General features: G+C 69.5%; 15 protein-coding genes (1 of these 15 running past the window's edge). 10 read left to right on the forward strand and 5 right to left on the reverse strand.

From position 1 onward, the window contains the following. Positions 1-5 precede the first annotated feature (5 nt). A complete protein-coding gene (locus tag DA075_RS15830; protein WP_099954046.1) occupies positions 6-1,670 on the reverse strand; it encodes an alpha-amylase family protein in 1,665 nt (554 codons plus the stop codon). A 260-nt stretch (positions 1,671-1,930) separates the two neighbouring features. Here DA075_RS15830 and urtA point away from each other — a divergent pair, with 260 nt between their 5' ends. The 5 genes from urtA to urtE all read left to right on the forward strand — a co-directional run bounded on the left by urtA (position 1,931) and on the right by urtE (position 7,694). Beyond that, positions 1,931-3,217: an urea ABC transporter substrate-binding protein gene (gene urtA, locus DA075_RS15835; RefSeq protein WP_099954047.1), complete on the forward strand. Its 1,287-nt coding sequence runs from the start codon at positions 1,931-1,933 to the stop codon at positions 3,215-3,217. 231 nt (positions 3,218-3,448) lie between these two features. Then, positions 3,449-5,038, forward strand: coding sequence for an urea ABC transporter permease subunit UrtB (gene urtB / locus DA075_RS15840; protein ID WP_099954048.1), 1,590 nt, complete (start codon positions 3,449-3,451; stop codon positions 5,036-5,038). A 2-nt stretch (positions 5,039-5,040) separates the two neighbouring features. Then, on the forward strand, positions 5,041-6,195 hold the full coding sequence (gene urtC, locus DA075_RS15845; RefSeq protein ID WP_099954049.1) for an urea ABC transporter permease subunit UrtC: 1,155 nt from the start codon (positions 5,041-5,043) through the stop codon (positions 6,193-6,195). Then, on the forward strand, positions 6,192-6,983 hold the full coding sequence (urtD, locus tag DA075_RS15850) for an urea ABC transporter ATP-binding protein UrtD (protein ID WP_099954050.1): 792 nt from the start codon (positions 6,192-6,194) through the stop codon (positions 6,981-6,983). The genes urtC and urtD overlap by 4 nt, the downstream gene beginning before the upstream one ends. 15 nt (positions 6,984-6,998) lie before the next feature. Further along, the gene (gene urtE / locus DA075_RS15855; protein ID WP_099954051.1) at positions 6,999-7,694 is read left to right on the forward strand and encodes an urea ABC transporter ATP-binding subunit UrtE; all 696 of its coding nucleotides are present in this window, start codon (positions 6,999-7,001) and stop codon (positions 7,692-7,694) included. Between the two features lie 165 nt (positions 7,695-7,859). On the opposite strand, the gene DA075_RS15860 is transcribed toward urtE, so the two are convergent. After that, positions 7,860-8,120 carry a helix-turn-helix domain-containing protein gene (locus tag DA075_RS15860; protein WP_099954052.1) on the reverse strand — a complete coding sequence of 87 codons (261 nt, stop codon included), beginning with the start codon at positions 8,118-8,120 and terminating at the stop codon, positions 7,860-7,862. A 453-nt stretch (positions 8,121-8,573) separates the two neighbouring features. Then, the gene (locus DA075_RS15865) at positions 8,574-9,605 is read right to left on the reverse strand and encodes a cysteine synthase A (RefSeq protein ID WP_099954053.1); all 1,032 of its coding nucleotides are present in this window, start codon (positions 9,603-9,605) and stop codon (positions 8,574-8,576) included. Between the two features lie 211 nt (positions 9,606-9,816). Here DA075_RS15865 and DA075_RS15870 point away from each other — a divergent pair, with 211 nt between their 5' ends. Next, positions 9,817-13,311 carry an indolepyruvate ferredoxin oxidoreductase family protein gene (locus DA075_RS15870; RefSeq protein WP_099954054.1) on the forward strand — a complete coding sequence of 1,165 codons (3,495 nt, stop codon included), beginning with the start codon at positions 9,817-9,819 and terminating at the stop codon, positions 13,309-13,311. A gap of 334 nt (positions 13,312-13,645) precedes the next feature. Here the strand turns inward: DA075_RS15870 and DA075_RS15875 are convergent, their stop codons facing one another. Further along, a complete protein-coding gene (locus DA075_RS15875) occupies positions 13,646-14,383 on the reverse strand; it encodes a TetR/AcrR family transcriptional regulator (RefSeq protein ID WP_099954055.1) in 738 nt (245 codons plus the stop codon). Between the two features lie 67 nt (positions 14,384-14,450). Between DA075_RS15875 and DA075_RS15880 the strand changes: the two genes are divergently transcribed. The 4 genes from DA075_RS15880 to DA075_RS15895 all read left to right on the forward strand — a co-directional run bounded on the left by DA075_RS15880 (position 14,451) and on the right by DA075_RS15895 (position 20,248). Further along, a complete protein-coding gene (locus DA075_RS15880; RefSeq protein ID WP_099954056.1) occupies positions 14,451-14,699 on the forward strand; it encodes a hypothetical protein in 249 nt (82 codons plus the stop codon). 200 nt (positions 14,700-14,899) lie between these two features. Beyond that, positions 14,900-16,009 (forward strand): efflux RND transporter periplasmic adaptor subunit, encoded by a 1,110-nt coding sequence (locus tag DA075_RS15885; RefSeq protein WP_099954057.1) that lies wholly within the window; start codon positions 14,900-14,902, stop codon positions 16,007-16,009. Continuing rightward, positions 16,006-17,103: an efflux RND transporter periplasmic adaptor subunit gene (locus tag DA075_RS15890; protein ID WP_099954058.1), complete on the forward strand. Its 1,098-nt coding sequence runs from the start codon at positions 16,006-16,008 to the stop codon at positions 17,101-17,103. Before DA075_RS15885 ends, DA075_RS15890 begins: the two co-directional genes overlap by 4 nt. Positions 17,104-17,176: 73 nt before the next feature. After that, entirely contained in the window at positions 17,177-20,248 is a 3,072-nt protein-coding gene (locus DA075_RS15895) for an efflux RND transporter permease subunit (protein ID WP_099954059.1), read from the forward strand. Here the strand turns inward: DA075_RS15895 and DA075_RS15900 are convergent. Further along, positions 20,239-20,675: the final stretch of a LysR family transcriptional regulator gene (locus DA075_RS15900; protein WP_210206985.1), read on the reverse strand. Its footprint extends 487 nt past the window's final position; only the last 437 of its 924 coding nucleotides appear in the window; its start codon lies off the right edge, out of view; the stop codon is at positions 20,239-20,241. The two genes, DA075_RS15895 and DA075_RS15900, sit on opposite strands and share 10 nt — an antisense overlap.

A 20,675-nucleotide genomic window follows, 5' to 3' on the forward strand; every position in this document is an offset into this window, starting at 1 on the left:
CGCCCTCAGATCTCGCTCCGCCGCAGCAGGTAATCGAGACCTCCGACCCGGTACCAGCGATAGCCGTAGCCCTCCATCAGCACGCAGTGGCTCCCGTTGTCATTGGCGAGGCTGCGCTGGCCGGTGAGGAGGTCGATCAGGTTGCGGCCGTCGCCGTCGAGGCCGGTGGCGAAGGTGACCTCCTTCGGCTCGGCCGCGAGGTTGTGGAGGCAGAGGACCGAATTGTTGCGCCAGTCGTACCGCAGGGCGAGCACGCTCGCGTCGCCGGTCTCGAGGGCGGTGAAGTCGCCCCAGCCGATCTCCGGCACCTCCTTGCGCATGCGGATGACCCGCTCCATCCAGTTGAGGAGCGATTCCGGCGCGCAGCGCTGCGCCGCCGCGTTGACGTGGGAAAAGGCGTAAGCGCCCTCGTGGATCGGCGGCGAGTCCGGGCTGTCGTTCAGCGTGAAGCCGCCATGGGGCTCGTGCGACCACTGCATCGGCGTGCGGGCGCAGTCGCGCTCCGGCAGCGAGAGGTCGTCGCCCATGCCGATCTCGTCGCCGTAGCGCAGGACCGGCGTGCCCGGCAGGGTGAACATCAGGCTGTAGGCGAGCTCGATCCGGCGCCGGTCGCCGCCGAGCATGGGCGCGAGGCGCCGGCGGATGCCGCGGTCGTAGAGCTGCATCTCGGGCTCGGGCCCGAAGGCCTGGAACACTGTCTGGCGCTGCTTCTCGGTCAGGCGGCCGAGATCCAGCTCGTCGTGGTTGCGCAGGAAGATCGCCCACTGGCTCGAAGGCGGCCGGTTCCAGGTCTTCTGCAGCGCCTTCACCAGCGGGCGCGCATCGGCCGAGGCCAAGGCGTAGAACAAAGCCTGGTTGACCTGGAAGTTGAACATCATGTGCATGCGGTCGGCGTCGTCGCCGAAATAGTCGAGGTCCTGGCGCGGCAGCACGTTGGCCTCGGCCAGGATGATCGCGTCGCCCTGGCGCCATTGCAGGAACTCGCGGAAGAGCCGCAGCAGCTCGAACTGCTCGCGCGGCTCGCCCGAGACCTCAGGCCCCTTCTCGGCGATCACGAACGGCACCGCGTCCATCCGGAAGCCCGACACGCCGAGCTGGATCCAGAACCCCATGATCTTCAGGATCTCGGCCTGGACGTGGGGGTTGGCGGTGTTGAGGTCGGGCTGGAAGTCGTAGAAGCGGTGGAAGTACCAGGCCTTCGCTTCCTTGTCGTAGCTCCAGGTGCTCTTCTGCACGCCCGGAAAGACCATGCCCTGGTCGGCATGCGGCGGCTTGGTCTTCGACCAGACGTACCAGTCGCGGGTGCGGGCGTCGGGGTCCCGCCGGGCGGCCTGGAACCAGGGATGCTGGTCGGAGGTGTGGTTGACCACGAGGTCGATCAGCACCCGCATGCCTCTTTGCTTCGCGGCATGCGTGAAGGCGACGAAGTCGCCGAGCGTGCCGTAGCGCGGGTCGACGCCGTAATAGTCGGCCACGTCGTAGCCGTGGTCGCGCCCGGGCGAGGGCTGGAACGGGTGCAGCCAGATCGCCGTGACGCCGAGGCCGAGGAGATAATCGAGGCGGCGCTCCAGCCCCTCGAAATCGCCGATGCCGTCGCCGTTGGCATCCATGAAGGAGCCGACCGAGAGGCAGTAGATCACCGCGTTCTTGTACCACAGGTCCTCGATCACCGCGGCTCTCCCCGGCCGGCGACGATGCCGGCTGGAACGAACACCTAGGGCAGACGCATCTCAAGCGTAGCCTTGGCGCAGGCTTAGGCAGAATGACGCCCGGACGGGCAGCAACGCCGGCAAAAATCGGGCAAATGGCGCCGGAAGCTCGCCGATGCCCAGTATTTGAGCCCGATTCCGCGGGAACCTTTTCGGAAACCTCCTTGGCACGGGCTTTGCGGAACGGGGGGCGGCCGCATCGGCCCAGGGAGAAGAACACCATGACGTGGAAGGGTTGGCTCTCGCGCGCCGCGGTCGCGGGCGGGTTGGCGCTCGGCACGCTGGCGACGACGGTCGCCTCGGCGCAGGAGACCATCAAGGTCGGCATCCTGCACTCGCTCTCGGGCACGATGGCGATCTCCGAGACGACGCTCAAAGACGTCATGCTGATGCTCATCGAGGAGCAGAATAAGAAGGGCGGCATCCTCGGCAAGAAGCTCGAGGCGGTGGTGGTCGATCCGGCCTCGAACTGGCCGCTCTTCGCCGAGAAGGCGCGCGAGCTGATCGCCAAGGACAAGGTCTCGGCGGTGTTCGGCTGCTGGACCAGCGTGTCGCGCAAGTCCGTGCTGCCGGTGTTCAAGGAGCTGAACTCGATCCTGTTCTACCCCGTCCAGTACGAGGGCGAGGAGAGCGAGCGCAACGTGTTCTACACCGGCGCCGCGCCGAACCAGCAGGCGATCCCGGCCGTCGACTACCTGATGAAGGAGGAGAAGGTCGAACGCTGGGTGCTCGAGGGCACGGACTACGTCTATCCGCGCACCACCAACAAGATCCTCGAGGCCTACCTGAAGGCCAAGGGCGTCAAGCCCGAGGACATCTCGATCAACTACACCCCGTTCGGTCAGTCCGATTGGCAGACCCGGGTCGCCGCGATCAAGAACTTCGGCTCGGCCGGCAAGAAGACCGCGGTGGTCTCGACGGTCAACGGCGACGCCAACGTGCCGTTCTACAAGGAGCTGGCGAACCAGGGCATCAAGGCGACCGACATCCCGGTCGTCGCCTTCTCGGTCGGCGAGGAGGAACTGGCCGGCATCGACACCAAGCCGCTGCTCGGCCACCTGGCGGCGTGGAACTACTTCATGTCGATCGACACGCCGGCGAACAAGGCGTTCATCGAGAAGTGGCACGCCTACACCAAGAACCCGAAGCGCGTCACCAACGACCCGATGGAGGCCCACTATATCGGCTTCAACATGTGGGTGAAGGCGGTCGAGAAGGCCGGAACCACCGATCCCGACAAGGTGATCGCGGCGCTGCCGGGCATCAAGCAAGACAACCTGACCGGCGGCACCTCGGAAATGCTGGCCAACCACCACATCACCAAGCCCGTCTTCATCGGCGAGATCAAGGACAACGGGCAGTTCGACGTGGTGTGGAAGACCGACGGCCTGATCCCCGGCGAGGCCTGGTCGAAGCAGCTCGACGGCTCGAAGGACCTCGAGGCCGACTGGGTCAAGCTCAATTGCGGCAACTACAACACCAAGACGAAGAAGTGCGGCGGCGCGTGAGCGCATAGCACAATCGCCCCTCTCCCAGGCGGGAGAGGGGCCGTGGCGATCGAAGATCGCACGTGAGGGCGTCGACGGTTCCGCAGTAAAGCTCAACCATTTGTGCTGGCAGCGGAGCGGTTCAGTTTATCTGCGGCACCGTCTCCACCCTCACGCGGGATCTTCGATCCCCTGACCCCTCTCCCACACGGGGGAAGGGGAATGTTGGCACCTTTCCCCGGACAAGCCTGAATGCGCCGCTGCCTCGTCCTTCTCCTCGCGCTCTGCTGCGCCGCCTGGTCGCTCCCGGCCGCCGCGCAGGCCGGGCCCGACGCCGCCTATGCCCGCCTTGCCAGCGACAGCTATTCCGACATCGAGGCCGGCATCGCAGGCCTCGCCACGAGCGGCGACCCCAAGGCCGGGCCGGTGCTCCGGGCGCTCACGGACAACCGCCTGCTCTACCGCCCGGACGACAAGGCGCTGGCGATCAAGGACGGGGCGACGCTCGCCGACGCCCGCACCGGCGCCGCCATCGCGCCCGACGGCCTCAAGCCCGTGCGGGTCAACAACCGGGTGCGGCGCGCGATCGACGCGGCGCTCGGCACCCTGAACCTGCTGGCGCCCGATCCCGCCACCCGCCGCATCGCCGCCGACGCGGTGTTCAAGGCCCGCGACGCCGCGGCGCTGCCGGCCCTCGACGCGGCCCTCGCCCGCGAGACCGATGCAGGCGTGAAGCGCAGCCTCCAGGAGGCCCGCGCCGCGGCACTGCTGGCGAAATCCGGCGCCCCCGAGATCGAGCGCCTGTCGGCCATCGACACCATCCAGGCCCGCGGCGACTCGGAGGCGCTCGCCATCCTGCGCGGCCTGTCGGGCGACGCGTCCCAGAGCGTGCGCGACGCCGCCGCCCGCGGCGTCTCAGGCATCGAGACCCGTCAGGCCCTGATGGCGAACGTGCAGAACGCCTGGTACGGAATCTCCCTCGGCTCGGTGCTGCTGCTCGCGGCGATCGGCCTTGCCATCACCTTCGGGGTGATGGGCATCATCAACATGGCCCATGGCGAGATGGTGATGCTCGGCGCCTACACCACCTACCTGGTGCAGGAGCTGATCCGCCAGAAGGCCCCCGGCCTGTTCGACTGGTCGCTGCCGATCGCGATCCCGCTCGCCTTCCTCACCGCCGGCGCCGTCGGCATCCTGATCGAGCGCAGCGTCATCCGCCACCTCTACGGACGGCCGCTCGAGACGCTGCTGGCCACCTGGGGCATCAGCCTGATCCTGCAGCAGGCGGTGCGCTCGGCCTTCGGGCCGACCAACCGCGAGGTCGGCGCGCCGTCCTACATGTCGGGCGCCTTCGACCTGTTCGGCCTGTCGATCACCTGGGGCCGGCTGTGGATCGTGGTCTTCGCGATGGCGGTGTTCGTCGCCCTCAACCTGATCCTGAAGGCGACCTCGTTCGGCCTGAAGACCCGCGCCGTCACCCAGAACCGCCGCATGGCCGCCGCCATGGGCATCCGCACGCCCTGGATCGACGCCTTCACGTTCGGCCTCGGGTCGGGCATCGCCGGCGTCGCCGGGGTGGCGCTGTCGCAGATCGACAACGTCTCGCCCAATCTCGGCCAGGGCTACATCATCGACTCGTTCCTAGTCGTGGTCTTCGGCGGCGTCGGCAATCTCTGGGGCACGCTGGTCGCCGCGCTGACGCTCGGCGTCGCCAACAAGTTCCTCGAGCCCTATGCGGGCGCGGTCCTCGGAAAGATCCTGCTCCTCGTGTTCATCATCCTGTTCATCCAGAAGCGGCCGCGCGGCCTGTTCGCGCTCAAGGGCCGGGCGGTGGAGGCCTGACCATGCTGCTCTCCCGCATCGACAAGCCCGGCTGGATCTTCCTCGGGGTGATCGCGGCGGCCTGCATCGTCGTGCCGGCCCTCAACCTCCTCACCGCGCCGGGCTCAAGCCTCCACGTGCCGACCTACGCCGTCTCGCTGATGGGCAAGTACCTCGCCTACGCGATCCTGGCGCTCAGCCTCGACCTCGTCTGGGGCTATTGCGGCATCCTCTCGCTCGGCCACGGCGCGTTCTTCGCGCTCGGCGGCTACGCGATGGGCATGTACCTGATGCGCCAGATCGGGCCGCGGGGCGTCTACGGCAATCCCGTCCTGCCCGACTTCATGGTGTTCCTGAACTACAAGTCGCTGCCCTGGTACTGGCACGGCTTCGATCTCTTTCCGGTCGCGGCCGTGATGGTTCTGCTGGTGCCCGGCCTCCTCGCCTTCGTGTTCGGCTGGCTCGCCTTCCGCTCGCGGGTGACCGGCGTCTACCTGTCGATCATCACCCAGGCGATGACCTTCGCGCTGATGCTCGCCTTCTTCCGCAACGACATGGGATTAGGGGGCAATAACGGGCTCACCGACTTCAAGGACATCCTCGGCTTCAACGTGCAGGCGCAAGGCACCCGCGTGGTCCTGTTCGTCCTGACGGCCGTGGCTCTCGGGCTCGCCTACCTCGTCGCCCGCTTCATGACGACCTCGGCCTTCGGCAAGGTCCTGATCGCGATCCGCGACGCGGAATCGCGCACCCGCTTCCTCGGCTACCGCACGGCGCACTACAAGGTCCTGGCCTTCACGGTCTCCGCCATGATGGCGGGCGTCGCCGGCGCCCTCTACGTGCCGCAGGTCGGCATCATCAACCCGTCCGAGTTCGCCCCCGCCAACTCGATCGAGGCGGTGATCTGGGTCGCGGTCGGCGGCCGCGGCACCCTCGTCGGCGCGGCGCTCGGCGCGGTGCTGGTCAACTACGCCAAGACCCTGCTGACCGGCGCGATGCCGGATGCCTGGCTGTTCGCGCTGGGCGCCCTCTTCGTCGTCATCACCCTGTTCCTGCCCAAGGGCATCCTCGGCACCCTGACCGAGCGGCTCGGCTCCCGCCGCGCGAAAGCGCGCCTGCCCGGCCCGAAGCCGGGCGACATTCCCCCCGCACTCGCCGAGGAGGGCCGCGGATCATGAGCGCGGCGATCGCCCTGCCCGTCTCCGACCCGGTTCACGAGAAGCGCCTTACCCAGGCCCTGCTCTACGTCGACGACATCAAGGTCACGTTCGACGGCTACCGGGCCCTGCGCGGCCTGTCCCTGACCCTGATGCCCGGCGAGATGCGGGCGATCATCGGTCCGAACGGCGCCGGCAAGACCACGATGATGGATTGCATCACCGGCAAGACCCGGCCCGATACCGGCCAGGTGATCTACGACGGCGTGCACGACCTCACCCGCATGGACGAGGCGGCGATCGCCGAGCTCGGCATCGGCCGCAAGTTCCAGAAGCCGACGGTGTTCGAGAGCCAGTCCGTCGCCGACAACATCCTGCTGGCATTGAAGGGCCCGCGCGCCGCGACCGCCTCGCTGTTCGGCTGGCGCAACCGGGTCGAGCGGACGCAGATCGACGCCATCCTGGAGACCGTGGGGCTGATCGCCCACCGGGCGCGTCCGGCGGCCGACCTCTCGCACGGCCAGAAGCAGTGGCTCGAGATCGGCATGCTGCTCGCCCAGGACCCCAAGCTCCTCCTCGTCGACGAGCCGGTCGCCGGCATGACCGACGCCGAGACCGAGGCGACGGCGACGCTGCTGCGCCGCATCGCCCGGGACCACGCGGTGATCGTGGTCGAGCACGACATGCACTTCGTGCGGGCCCTCCAGTGCCGCGTCACCTGCCTGCACGAGGGCGCGGTGCTGGCCGAGGGCTCGATCGATTCCGTCTCGGCCGACCCGCGGGTGGTCGAGGTCTATCTCGGCCGCTGAGGATTCTTGTCTGACATGCTCTCCGTCGAGACCATCGATCTCCATTACGGCGCGGCGCAGGCCCTGCGCGGCGTCTCGCTCCAGGCCGAAGCGGGCAAGGTGACCGCGGTGCTCGGCCGCAACGGCGTCGGCAAGACCTCCTTGATGCGCGCCATCGTCGGCCAGCAGCCGGTGTCGAAGGGCGCGGTCAAGCTCGACGGGCGCGACATCAGCCGCCTCGCCCCCTACGACCGCGCCCGCCAGGGCATCGCCTTCGTGCCGCAGGGCCGCGAGATCTTCCCGCTGCTGACCGTCAAGGAGAACCTGGAGACCGGCTTCGCGCCGTTGAAGCGCGCCGACCGCTACGTGCCAGCCGAGATCTACGACCTCTTCCCGGTCCTCAAGGACATGCTGGGCCGGCGCGGCGGCGACCTCTCGGGCGGCCAACAGCAGCAGCTCGCCATCGGCCGTGCCCTGGTGACCCGCCCCCGCGTCCTCGTCCTCGACGAGCCGACCGAGGGCATCCAGCCCTCGATCATCAAGGATATCGGCCGGGCGATCGACTACCTGCGGGGCAAGGGCGACATGGCGATCGTGCTGGTCGAGCAGTATTTCGAGTGGGCCCGCGACCTGTGCGACACGTACGCGGTGATGGATCGCGGCCAGGTGGTCGAGGCCGGGCCGCGCTCCGGCATGGTCGAGGCCCAGGTGCGGCGCTGGCTGTCGGTGTGAGGCTCAGGTTTCCTCCCTCTCGCGCCACAGGGCTGTCCGGGGAAAAGAAGTGGCGCGGGTTCCCCGGACGGCCCTGGTCGGTCGCAGGCCGCCACTGCGGCAGCCTGGACCGACGCGGCCGAGATGCGATCGGGGTTCAAGTCGACTTGGCCGCGGCCGCGCCCGTCAGGCCGTCCCCTCCACCGGCCCGCCCATCATCCCGGCCTCCTCCAGCGAGAATTCCCCTTCCGGCCAGTCGGACCACACGACGTCGCGGTAGATCGGCAGGCAGACACCGATCCTCCTGTATTCCGCGATCCGGTTGCGCACCGTGCGGACCGAGATGCCGAGCATCTTGGCGGCGTGGGTGCGGTTGCCGCGGCAACGGATGAGCGTCTCGATGACGAGCTTGCGCTCGGCCTCCGCGAGGGTGGTCGCTGGCGCCATGCTGCATTCCTCCTGGTGACGAGGGCCCCCGGGCGTATTTGTTCTTGCGACTGGGAAATGCTGAGCAATCAGGGTTAACAAGTCGTTAATGAGGCGATCGACAGGGATCCGCGCCGGCCTGTGCTTGCGGCACATCATGGAGATAGGCAGGCAATACAGTCCTGGCCCGATGGACGAACCGGAGTTGTCGCCTGAGGAATGGCGCCCAGGCCCGGCATTCGACGGCGGCCGGGCCGCGTTATGGAATTCTGTGTGGCCGGGCACCCAGGATCAGTCGGGCTCAAGTCCCGGCCTGATCACCCCACGGGCCGTCGAAACCGGCATGCAGGGCGGCGGCGGGCACCGATCCGGCGCCGAGGGATGACGACGGCGCCCGCTCCTCGCCGTCTCATCTCGGTTACACCCGCCCGGAATCTTGAGCGGTGAAAGGCCAGGAAAATTTTCGCGTGGCGTCTACGCGACCAGCCCCGGATCGATCACCCGCGGGCTCTCGAGCCAATGCGGCACCGGCAGGTCGCGGGCGCGCAGGAAGCCGGGGTCGAACAGCTTCGAGGCGTAGCGGGTGCCGTAATCGCACAGGATCGTCACGATGGTATGGCCGGGACCGAGATGGCGGGCGAGCCGGATCGCCCCCGCGACGTTGATGCCCGACGAGCCGCCGAGGCACAGGCCCTCCTCCTCCAGGAGCCCGAAGACCAGCGGCAGCGCCTCCGTGTCGGGGATGGCGTAGGAGATGTCCGGCCGGAAGCCTTCGAGGTTGCCGGTGATCCGGCCCTGGCCGATGCCCTCGGTGATCGAGTTGCCCGAGGCCTTGAGCTCGCCGGTGGCGTAGAAGGGGTGGAGGCCTGAGCCGTCGGGATCGGCGAGCCCGATCGTCACCCCCGGGTTGCGGGCGCGGAGCGCGGCGGCCGTGCCGGCCAGCGTGCCGCCGGTGCCGGCGGCGCAGATGAAGCCGTCGATCCTTCCCCCGGTCGCCTCCCAGATCTCCGGGCCGGTCGTGGCGATATGGGCCTCGCGGTTCGCCGGGTTGTCGAACTGATCGGCGAAGAAGGCGCCGCCGGGCTCGGTGGTGGCCAGGCGCTCGGCGAGGCGGCGCGCCACCTTCACGTAGTTGTTCGGGTTGGAAAACGGCACCGCCGGCACCTCGACGAGGTCGGCCCCGGCCAGCCGAAGGGCTTGCTTCTTCTCCGCCGACTGGGTCTCCGGGATCACGATCACGGTGCGGTAGCCCCGCGCCGCGCCGACCATCGCGAGCCCGATGCCGGTATTGCCCGCCGTGCCCTCCACGATGGTTCCGCCCGGCCGCAGGGTGCCGGCGCGCTCCGCGGCCTCGACCATGAACAGGGCGGCGCGGTCCTTCACCGACTGGCCCGGATTCATGAACTCGGCCTTGCCCAGGATGGTGCAGCCGGTCTCCTCCGAGGCGCGCTTGAGGCGGATCAAGGGCGTGCCGCCGATCGCGGCGAGGATATCGGGGCGGATCATCGCGAGGCCATCCGGTGCGGGCGGGCGGGATGCCCGCTTGGGTGAGCGGTGATGCCGCGAAACCAGGGACCCGGCAAGGCGGGGCTGCCTGGAATGCCTCCAGGCCGCGTTGACGGGGCCGGCCGGAAATGTCAGCCTTCCTGACGTAATCGGCGTGGTCCCGAGAGGCCGGAGGAACCGGCCCCCACCGCGCGAGGAGGAGGAACACGCGATGGGCCCAGAGAAGACCTCCCCGTCCCTTCGGTCGGTCAGCCTCGACGACAAGTACGACCTCTCCCGCGACCAGGTCTTCGTCACCGGCACCCAGGCGGTGATCCGGATGCTCCTGATGCAGCAGGCCCGCGACCGGGCGGCGGGGCTCAACACCGCGGGCTTCGTCTCCGGCTATCGCGGCTCGCCGATCGGCGGGCTCGACCAGAACCTGGTGCGGGCCAAGACGGTCCTGGATCAGGCCGGCATCGTGTTCCAGCCCGGCCTCAACGAGGAATTGGCCGCCACCGCGATCTGGGGGGCGCAGCAGGCCGAGATGCGGGGCGAGGGCCGCTACGACGGCGTGTTCGGCCTCTGGTACGGCAAGGGGCCGGGCGTCGACCGCTCCGGCGACGTCTTTCGCCACGCCAACATGGCCGGCACCTCGCGCCATGGCGGCGTGCTGGCGCTGATGGGCGACGACCACACGGCGGAATCCTCCACCGTCGCGCACCAGTCGGAGTTCCACTTCGTCGACGTGATGAGCCCGATCCTGAACCCGGCCGGGGTGCAGGAGATCCTCGATTACGGCCTCTACGGCTACGCGATGAGCCGCTATTGCGGCACCTGGGTCGCCTTCAAGTGCGTGAAGGAGAACATCGAATCGACCGCGAGCGTCGATGCGCGCCTCGACCGGGTGAAGATCGTGCTCCCCGACGATTTTCTCATGCCGCCGGGCGGGCTCAACATCCGCACGCCGGACGGCATCCTGGAGCAGGAGGCCCGCCTCCAGGACTTCAAGCGCGACGCGATGCTGGCCTTCGTGCGCGCCAACAACCTCAACCGCCTCGTTCTCTCGGGCGGGCGCCAGCCGAAGATCGGAATCATCACCGTCGGCAAGTCCTATCTCGACGTGCGCCAGGCGATGGACGACCTCGGCCTCGACGAGGTCAAGGCCAACGACATGGGGCTGCGGCTCTACAAGGTCGCCTGCCCCTGGCCTTTGTCGCGGCGCGAGCTGGCCGCCTTCGCCGACGGCCTCGACCTCGTCATGGTGGTGGAGGAGAAGCGCTCGCTGATCGAGGTGCAGCTGCGCGAGGAGCTGTACGGCTCAAGCCACCAGCCGGTCTGCATCGGCAAGCGCGACGAGGCGGGGAACTGGCTCTTCCCCGTGAAGGGCGCGCTCGATCCCAACGACATCGCGGTGGCTCTGGGTGAGCGCCTGCTGCGCTACCACCGCAACGACGACCTCGCGGGCCGCGTCGCCCGGCTGAAAGGCGCGCAGGAGCGCCTCGCCGCGACCGCCGACATCGCGGCCCGGATCCCGCATTTCTGCGCCGGCTGCCCGCACAATTCCTCGACCAAGGTGCCGGAGGGCATGCGGGCCTATGCGGGCATCGGCTGCCACTACATGGCGCAGTGGATGGATCGCAGCACCGACGGCTTCACCCAGATGGGTGGCGAGGGCGCGAACTGGATCGGCGAAAACGCCTTCTCGAAGCGCGGCCACGTCTTCCAGAATCTCGGCGACGGCACCTACAACCATTCGGGCTCGCTGGCGCTCCGCTGGGCGGTCGATACCGGCACCACCATCACCTACAAGATCCTGTTCAACGACGCCGTCGCGATGACCGGCGGCCAGCCGCACGAGGGCGGGCTCACCGTCGACCGCATCGCCGCGCAGGTGCGGGCCGAGGGCGTCGAGCGCATCGCCCTCGTCACCGACGAGCCGAACAAGTACCCGTCGACCGCGAGCTGGCCGCACGGCCTCACGATCCACCACCGCGACGAGCTGGACGCGGTGCAGCGCGAGCTGGCCACCGTGCCGGGCGTCTCGGTGATGATCTACGACCAGACCTGCGCCTCCGAGAAGCGTCGGCGGCGCAAGCGCAACGCCTACCCCGATCCGGACAAAAGGGTGATCATCAACGAGCTGGTCTGCGAGGGCTGCGGCGATTGCTCGGTGCAGTCGAACTGCGTCGCGGTGCAGCCGGTCGAGACCGAGTTCGGCCGCAAGCGCCGCATCGACCAGTCGGGCTGCAACAAGGACTTTTCCTGCGTGAAGGGGTTTTGCCCGTCCTTCGTGACGGTGCACGGCGCCAAGCCCCGCAGCAGGCCGGTCGGAATCCCGGCGACGGCGGGCGACGAGGCGCCGGATTCCGGCCTGCCCGAGCCCGCGATCCCGGAGATTGCCGGCACCTACAACCTGATCGTCACCGGCGTCGGCGGCACCGGGGTGGTGACGATCGGGGCGATCCTCGGCATGGCAGCGCATCTCGAGGGCAAGGGCCTCGGCATGATCGACATGGCCGGCCTGGCCCAGAAGGGCGGCGCGGTGTTCAGCCACGTGCGCCTGGCCAATCGCCAGGAGGACATCCATGCCATCCGGGTCGGGGCCGGTGCAGCCGACCTGGTCCTCGGCTGCGACCTCGTGGTCAGCGGCAACCGCAAGGTGCTGTCCGCCATCTCGAAGGGCCGCACCCATCTCGTCGTCAACACCGCCGAGGTGATGCCGGGCGAGTTCACCCGCCGGCCCGACTTCTCCCTCCCGGCGGAGCGGATCAAGCGGGCGATCCGGGAGGCCGCCGGGGCGGAGAGCGCCGACTTCACCGATGCCACGAGCGTCACGGTCTCGGTGCTCGGCAATGCGCTCGCCGCCAACATGTTCATGCTGGGCTATGCCTGGCAGCGCGGGCGCGTCCCGCTCTCGCAGGCCTCCCTCCTGAAGGCGATCGAACTCAACCGCGAGGCGGTGGCGATGAACCTCGCCGCCTTCGCCTGGGGCCGCCGCGCCGCGGCCTCCCCTGAGACGATGCGGTCGGTCGAAGTGCCCGCCCCGGACCTGGCGCCGGATCTCGACGGCGTGATCGCCAAGCGCGTCGCCTTCCTCACCGCCTACCAGGATGCGGCTTACGCGGCGCGCTACGCGGGTGCCGTGGCGGCCCTGCGGGCCCGGGAGGCGGCGATCGTGCCCGGCCAGTCGGCCCTGACCGAGGCCGCCGCCCGCTCGCTCTTCCGGCTGATGGCCTACAAGGACGAGTACGAGGTCGCCCGGCTCTACACCGACGGCAGCTTCCAGGCGCAGGTGGCACGCACCTTCGAGGGCGAGAATCTTCGCTACGAGTTCCACCTCGCGCCGCCGCTGCTGGCCCGCCGCGATCCGGCGACCGGCCGGCCGCGCAAGATGACCTTCGGGCCCTGGATGATGAAGGCCTTCGGCGTGCTGGCCCGCATGAAACCCTTGCGCGGCACCGCCTTCGACCCGTTCGGCTACACCCAGGAGCGGCGCGAGGAACGGCGCCTCGTGCGGGACTTCGAGGCCCGGATGGCCGAGATCTCCCGCGATCTCACGCCGGCGAACCACGCCGCCGCGGTCGGCCTCGCCGGCCTGCCCCAGCGCATCCGCGGCTACGGTCCGGTAAAGGCGAAGAACCTCGCGGCGGTGCAGGCGGAGGAGGCGGCGTTGCTCGCGCGGTTCCGCAGCCCGGAGGCCGCGATGGCGACGGCGGCGGAGTGAGGCGCGGCTGCGCCGTCATCGCGTCACCCTGCCCGCGCAGGGCTGTTCGGAGAAAGAAGAGGCGAACTCCTCCTCCCCCCGACAGATCCCGGGCTTGCCCGGGATCTGCAAGCGCGGGATCTGCAAGCGACGGAGAAAGCCGGGCAAGCCCGACTTCTCGCGGGGAGGGGGCCGGGGGATCGAAGATCCCACCCCTGTCCAGGGGACACGGCACGCGGAGGCGAAGCCGGAGCGAGGGCAAGGGTCTCGACGCGTGAGGCTCCTCCGGAAAGACCCCTCACCGTCGCGGCGAAGCTGCGGTTCGCTGCGGGCTCGCTGCTGACACGACAAGGAGTCAGCAGCCCTCTCCCCGCCCGCGGGGAGAGGAGGAACCCGCACCTTGTGCCGTCACGTGTATGCGGGGGTCAGACCCCCCACGCCCCTCTCCCCGCGCCAGCCCCCGCTCGATCAGGTCGAGGTGCCCCTCCAGATACGGTGCGCCGTCGAGGGCATGGCCGTCACCGAACATCAGCCGCCAGGTGCAGGCCATGATGACGGGGGCGAAGAGCAGGTGGGGAAACTCCTCCGCGGCCGAGGGGCGGAACTCGCCCCGCTCGATCCCGTAGCGCACCACCTGCCGCAGGTTGTCCACGGCCGGGCCGATCACCTCGGCGCGCCAGCGGTCGGCGAGGTCGGGAAAGCGGCTCACCTCGGCCAAGAGCATCCGCAGGATCTCGCGGGCGCGCCGGTCCTCGACCATGTGCTTGTACACGAAAGCAAAATGGCTGCGCAGGATCGCCATTGCGGAGCCCTGCGGGGCCGCGGTGAGCGCCGCGAGGTTCTCCGCCGCCGGCCGGTTCATCTCCCGCACCGTCGCGAGGAACAGGTCCTCCTTGCTCGGGAAGTACAGGTAGATCGTGCCCTTGGTGATCCCGGCGCGGGCTGCCACGTCGTCGAGCTTCGTCGCGGCGAAGCCCGCGCGCGCAAATTCCTCGAAGGCCGCCTCCACGATCTCGCCGGGCCGCTCCTCCTTGCGACGCCGGCGCGGTCCCGCACCCGCTACCTTGCCCGCATCCTTGTCCGCATCCGCCATCGCGCACCTTATTGACTGTCTGGTCAGTTATTAGTACGAAGCGGGCATCGCCTTCAAGGAGCGCGCCATGGCCCGCACGGTGATGTGTCCGTCCCCCGCAACCGCGCCGCGCCGGCCCGGGTTCACCCGGCTGCCGAACGGCCTCGTGCTGCACGCGCCGCCAGTGGAAGCTGCCTGCCCGCTGCTGCCGCGACGGGTGCCGCTCTCAGCGGTCGCGCTCCTGCTCTTCGCGCTCGCCGGCTGGGCCGGCCTGCTGGCCTGGACCCGCCCGGCGGTGCCCTGCGCCACCTGCCTCTCCGCGCCGGATCAGCTCTGACGCGGCATCCCTTTCCCGGTTCGCCCCGGCGCAATGCCGGTGCGTCGCCACAGATGCGGAGCACTCTCCCGAAGGAGAGCGCCCCGCATCTGGAAGGAGCGGCCGCATCCGCCCCCTCGCGGCCGCTCCTTCACGTTGCCCCAACTCGTTTCCCCTGTACGTTACCGGTACGTCAGGCTGCATCGGTGCGCGCGACCATCATGAGACCTACTCCGATCCCGCGGGGCGCCGCCGTCGGCCTGGCCGCCCTGCTTCTCGCGAGCCCGGCGCTCGCCGAGGCGCCCTTCCCGGCCAAGGACGAGATGCGGAAGACCTCCCTGGCGGAGGTCCGGGTGGTCACCGCCGCGCTCGCACCGGTCGCCGAGCAGGTCGTGCTGACCGGCGACATCCAGGCCAAGTTCCTGAGCAACATCGCGTTCCGGGTCAGCGGCAAGATCCAGGAGCGTCTGGTCGAGGTCGGCGAGCACGTCACCGCCGACCAGGTGCTGGCCCGGCTCGAGCCGCAGGAGCAGCAGGTCAACGTCGACACCGCGCAAGCCGCGCTCGCCTCGGCCGAGGCCCTGCTGACCCAGGCGAAGGTGACCTTCGAGCGCCAGCAATCGCTGATGCGCAGCGGCTACACCACCCGCACCGCCTACGACCAGGCCGAGCAGACCCTGCGCACCACCCAGGCCTCGGTCGAATCGGCCAAGGCCGCCCTCGGCAATGCCCGCGAGCAATTCTCCTATACCGAGCTGAAGACCGGGGTCGACGGCATCATCACGGCGCGCAACGCCGAGGCCGGCCAGGTCGTGCAGTCGGGCCAGACCGTGTTCACCCTGGCCCAGGACGGGCCCCGGGACGCGGTGTTCATCGTCTCCGAGACGCTGCTCGCCGAGCCGCCTGAAGGCAAGACCGTCGAGATCGCCCTCCTGTCGGATCCGCGGGTGCGCACCACCGGCACGGTCCGGGAGATCTCGCCGGCGGTGGATCCGTCCTCCGGCGGCGTGCGGGTGAAGATCGGGCTCTCCAAGGTGCCGCCGGAAATGTCGCTCGGCGCCGCGGTGGTGGGCCTCGGCCGCTTCCGCGCCCGGCCATCGGTGAGCCTGCCGTGGAGCGCGCTGTTTCGCTGGCAGGACAAGCCGGCGGTCTGGGTGGTCGATCCGGCGAGCCACACCGTCGCGCCCAAGACCGTCGCGATCGAGCGCTATGCCGGCTCGGCCATCGTGCTGTCGAACGGGATCGCGCCGGGCGAGCGGGTGGTCACCGCCGGCATCCAGCTCCTGCGTCCGGGCCAGAAGGTCGCGGTGATCGGGGAGGACGCCCGATGAGACTCGCCACCACCCGCATGCCTGCGCTCTTCGGCCTCCTCGTCCTGGCCGGCTGCCAGGCGAAGGAGGCAGAGGCCCCGCCCCCGGTGCGCCCGGTTCTCACCACGGCCGTCGAGGTCCGCACCGCCGAGATCTTCGGCCCCTTCGCCGGCACGGTCGAGCCGCGCTACCAGACGCAAGGGGGTTTCCGGGTGCCGGGCCGGATGGTCGCCCGCGACGTCTATGTCGGCGACCTCGTGCCGAAGGGCGCGCGGCTCGCCGCCCTCGACCCCACCGTGCTGCAATTCGCCGTCACCCGGGCCCGGGCCGACGTCACCGACGCCGAGGCGCAGCTCGCCAATGCGGGCGCCGTCGAGGCGCGCCAGCGCACCCTGTTCGAGGGCGGCAACGTCACGCAGGCCGCCCTCGACGCCGCGGTGGCGAGCCGCGACACGGCGGCGGCGCGCCTCGCTCAAGGAAAGGCCGCCCTCCAGAAGGCGACCGACGAGCTCGGCTACGCCACCCTGAAGGCCGATGTCGACGGGGTGGTGACGGCCTGGAACGCCGAGATCGGCCAGGTGGTGAGCGCCGGCCAGGCCGTGGTGACGCTCGCCCGCCCCGACATCCGCGAGGCGGTCGTCGACATCCCGGACGGGCTGATGGCCGGCATCAAGGCCGGCACCGAGTTCACCGTGACGCTGCAGGCTGCCCCGACCATCACGGCGAAGGGCCGGGTGCGGGAGATCGGGCCGCTGGCCGACCCGGCGACCCGGACCCGCCGGGTGCGCATGACCCTGGTCGATCCGCCCGAGGCCTTCCGCCTCGGCACCACGATCACGGTCGCGCTCGAACGCGCCACCCCTCCGCGCATCACCCTGCCGGCGACGGCCCTGCTGCAGGCGGAGAACCGCACCAGCGTCTGGGTGGTGGCGCCCGACGGCAAGACGGTCTCCCGCCGCGACGTCACGATCCTCCCGCGCGACGGCACCGCCGCGGGCGACGAGAGCGCCGTGACGCTGAGCGGCGGCCTCAAGGCCGGCGAGACCGTGGTGGTGGCAGGCGTCCACAGCCTGGCCGAGGGCCAGGCGGTGCGCCTCGTCGCCTCCGGCTTCTGACCGCTCCCCGATCTTTTCCGCGCGCGGCCCGACGGCCCGCACCCCGAACTTGCTCAGCGCGAGGCCGCGCCCGATGAAGTCGTTCAACCTCTCCGAATGGGCGCTGTCGCACCGCTCCTTCGTCTGGTTCCTGATGGCGGTGGCGATCGTCGCCGGCGCGATGTCCTACCGCAAGCTCGGCCGCGAGGAGGACCCGGCCTTCGCGATCAAGACCATGGTGGTGCAGGCGGTCTGGCCCGGCGCCACCATCGCCGACACCCTCGACCAGGTCACCGACCGAATCGAGAAGGAGCTGCAGCAGATCAACGCGGTGGACTACACCAAGAGCTACACCACGCCCGGCCAGGCGACGGTGTTCGTCAACCTGCGCGACACGACCCCGCCGAAGACGATCCCGTGGCTGTTCTACCAGGTGCGCAAGCGGCTGGGCGACATCAAGGGCACGTTCCCGCAAGGGATGCAGGGCCCGTTCTTCAACGACGAGTTCGGCGACGTGTTCGGCAACGTCTACGCCTTCACGGCCGATGGGCTCTCGATGCGCCAGCTGCGCGACTACGTCGAGATGGTGCGCACCCGGATCATCAAGGTGCCGAGCATCGGCAAGACGCAGATCATCGGCGCCCAGGATGAGGTCATCTCCCTCGACTTCTCGATCCGCAAGCTTGCCGGCCTCGGCGTCGACCTGCAATCGGTGATCAAGACCCTGCAGGCGCAGAACGCGGTGGCCCCCTCCGGCGTGATCCAGGCCGGGCCGGAGCGTGTCTCGGTGCGCGTGAGCGGCCAGTTCACCGACGAGAACAGCCTGAAGGCGATCAACCTGCGGGTCAACGACCGCTTCTTCCGTCTCTCGGACGTGGCCGAGATCGAGCGCGGCTACGCCGACCCGCCCCAGGCGCTGTTCCGCTACAACGGCCAGCCGGCGATCGGGCTCGCCATCGCCATGCAGGCGAGCGGCAACCTGCTGGACTTCGGCGAGGCCTTGAAGACGCGGATGCGCCAGGTCGAGGCCGAGCTGCCGGTGGGGGTGGGCATCCATCTCGTCTCGGACCAGCCCCGCATCGTCGAGGAGGCGGTCGGCGGCTTCACCAAGGCCCTCGTCGAGGCGGTGGTGATCGTCCTCGTCGTGTCGTTCCTGAGCCTCGGGGTGCGGGCCGGCCTCGTCGTCTCGTTCTCGATCCCGCTCGTTCTCGCCATCGTGTTCGTCATCATGGAGGTGATGGGAGTCACGCTGCAGCGCATCTCGCTCGGCGCCCTCATCATCGCGCTCGGCCTCCTCGTCGACGACGCGATGATCACGGTCGAGATGATGGTGGCGCGGCTCGAGGCCGGCGACAGCCTGCACAAGGCCGCGACCTTCGCCTATACGTCGACCGCCTTCCCGATGCTCACCGGCACGCTCGTCACCGTGGCGGGCTTCCTGCCGATCGGCTTCAACGGCTCGGCGGCGGGCGAGTACACCTACTCGCTGTTCGTGGTGATCGCGGCATCGCTCCTCGTCTCCTGGGTGGTGGCGGTGCTGTTCGCGCCGCTGATCGGCGTGAAGATCCTGCCGAAGACCATGAGGGGCCATCACGACAAGCCCAGCCGCCTGCTCGGTGCTTTCCGGGCCCTGCTGCTGCCGGCGATGCGCTTCCGCTGGGTCACGGTCGCGGTCTGCATCGGCATGCTCGCAGCGGCGATCGTCGGCATGGGCCACGTGCAGCAGCAATTCTTCCCGTCCTCCGACCGGCCCGAGGTGCTGGTCGACCTGACGCTGCCGCAGAATGCCAGCATCGCCGAGACGAAGGCGCAGATGGACCGGTTCGAGGAGGCGCTGAAGGGCGATCCCGAGATCAAGCGCTGGAGCTCCTATGTCGGCCAGGGCGCGATCCGCTTCTACCTGCCCCTCGACCAGCAGCTCCAGAACGCGTTCTTCGGTCAGATCGTGATCGAGACGGTGTCGCTGGAGGCTCGCGACCGCACCATGGCGCGCCTCGATGCGCTCGCGCGCCGCGACTTCGTCGGCACCGACGTGTTCGTCCATCCTCTCGATCTCGGCCCCCCGGTCGGCCGGCCGATCCAGTACCGGATCAGCGGTCCCGACCTGCAGGTGGTGCGGGCCCAAGCCCTCAAGCTCGCCAACGTGGTGGCGCAGAACCCGCATGTCGGCCTGCCGACCTTCGACTGGAACGAGCCCGGCAAGGTGCTGCGGGTCGAGATCCTGCAGGACAAGGCGCGCCAGCTCGGCGTGACCTCGCAGGACATCGCCGGCATCCTCAACGGCGTGGTCGGCGGCACCACGATCACCCAGGTCCGCGACGCGATCTACCTCGTCGACGTGATCGGCCGGGCGCAGGGGCCGGAGCGCCGTTCCGTCGACACGCTCCAGAGCCTGCAGGTGCCGACCGCCGGCGGCGCGACGGTGCCGCTGCTCGCCTTCGCGAAGATCCACTACGACCTCGAGCAGCCGATCGTCTGGCGCCGGGACCGGATGCCGACCATCACGGTCCGCACCGCCATCACCGACGCGACCCAGCCGGCGACCATCGTGACGGCCCTCGCGCCCGCCATGGCGCAGTTCCGCTCGGAGCTTCCCGACGGCTACGATCTCGCGACCGGCGGCGCGGTGGAGGAGAGCGCCAAGGGCCAGGGCCCGATCGCCGCGGTCGTGCCGGTGATGCTTCTGGTGATGGCGTTCTTCCTGATGGTGCAGCTCCAGAGCATCCAGAAGCTCTTCCTCGTGTCGAGCGTGGCGCCGCTGGGCCTGATCGGCGTCGTCGCGGCGCTGCTGCCGTCGGGCGCACCGATGGGCTTCGTGGCGATCCTCGGCATCCTGGCGCTGATCGGCATCATCATCCGCAACGCCGTGATCCTCGTCACCCAGATCGACGAGTTCGAGGCCGAGGGGATGAGCCCGTGGGACGCGGTGGTGGAGGCGACGTGCCACCGCATGCGCCCGATCCTGCTCACCGCCGCGGCCGCGAGCCTCGGCATGGTGCCGATCGCCCGCGAGGTGTTCTGGGGGCCGATGGCCTATGCGATGATCGGAGGCATCATCGCGGCGACCTTCCTCACGCTGTTCTTCCTGCCGGCGCTCTATGTCGGCTGGTACCGGATCCGGCCGCAGAAGAAGGATGGAGCCTCAGGGGCCGTCTCTCACGCCTGACGGGCCAGGTCGAGAAACAGCGCCGCGGCGCGCGACGGGCTCCGGGCGGTTGGCGCCAGGAGCCCGAAACGCCGCGAGATCGCCGGCGCCAATGCGACGGCCTTCAGACCCTTCCGGTTCTCGGGCAGCGTCGATTCCGGGACGATGCTGACGCCGGTGCCCTCCCGCACCAGCGCGACGGCGCTGGCCCAGTCCCGGACCTCGATGCGGATATCGGCGAGCGAGAGGCCGGCCGTGCGCATCAGCGCCCCGGCATGGAGGTGGCACCCTCCGGTCGCGAGCACGAAGGGCTCGGAAGCGAGGCGGTCGAGCGTCACCTGGCGGTGCCGCGCGAGCGGGTGAGCGGCGGGCAGCACCGCGATCCAGGCATCCTGCCCGAGCGGAACCGCGTCGCTGCCGATGTCCGGGTTGAGAACGACGCCGAGAT

Source organism: Methylobacterium currus (assembly GCF_003058325.1).
Lineage (GTDB): Bacteria > Pseudomonadota > Alphaproteobacteria > Rhizobiales > Beijerinckiaceae > Methylobacterium > Methylobacterium currus.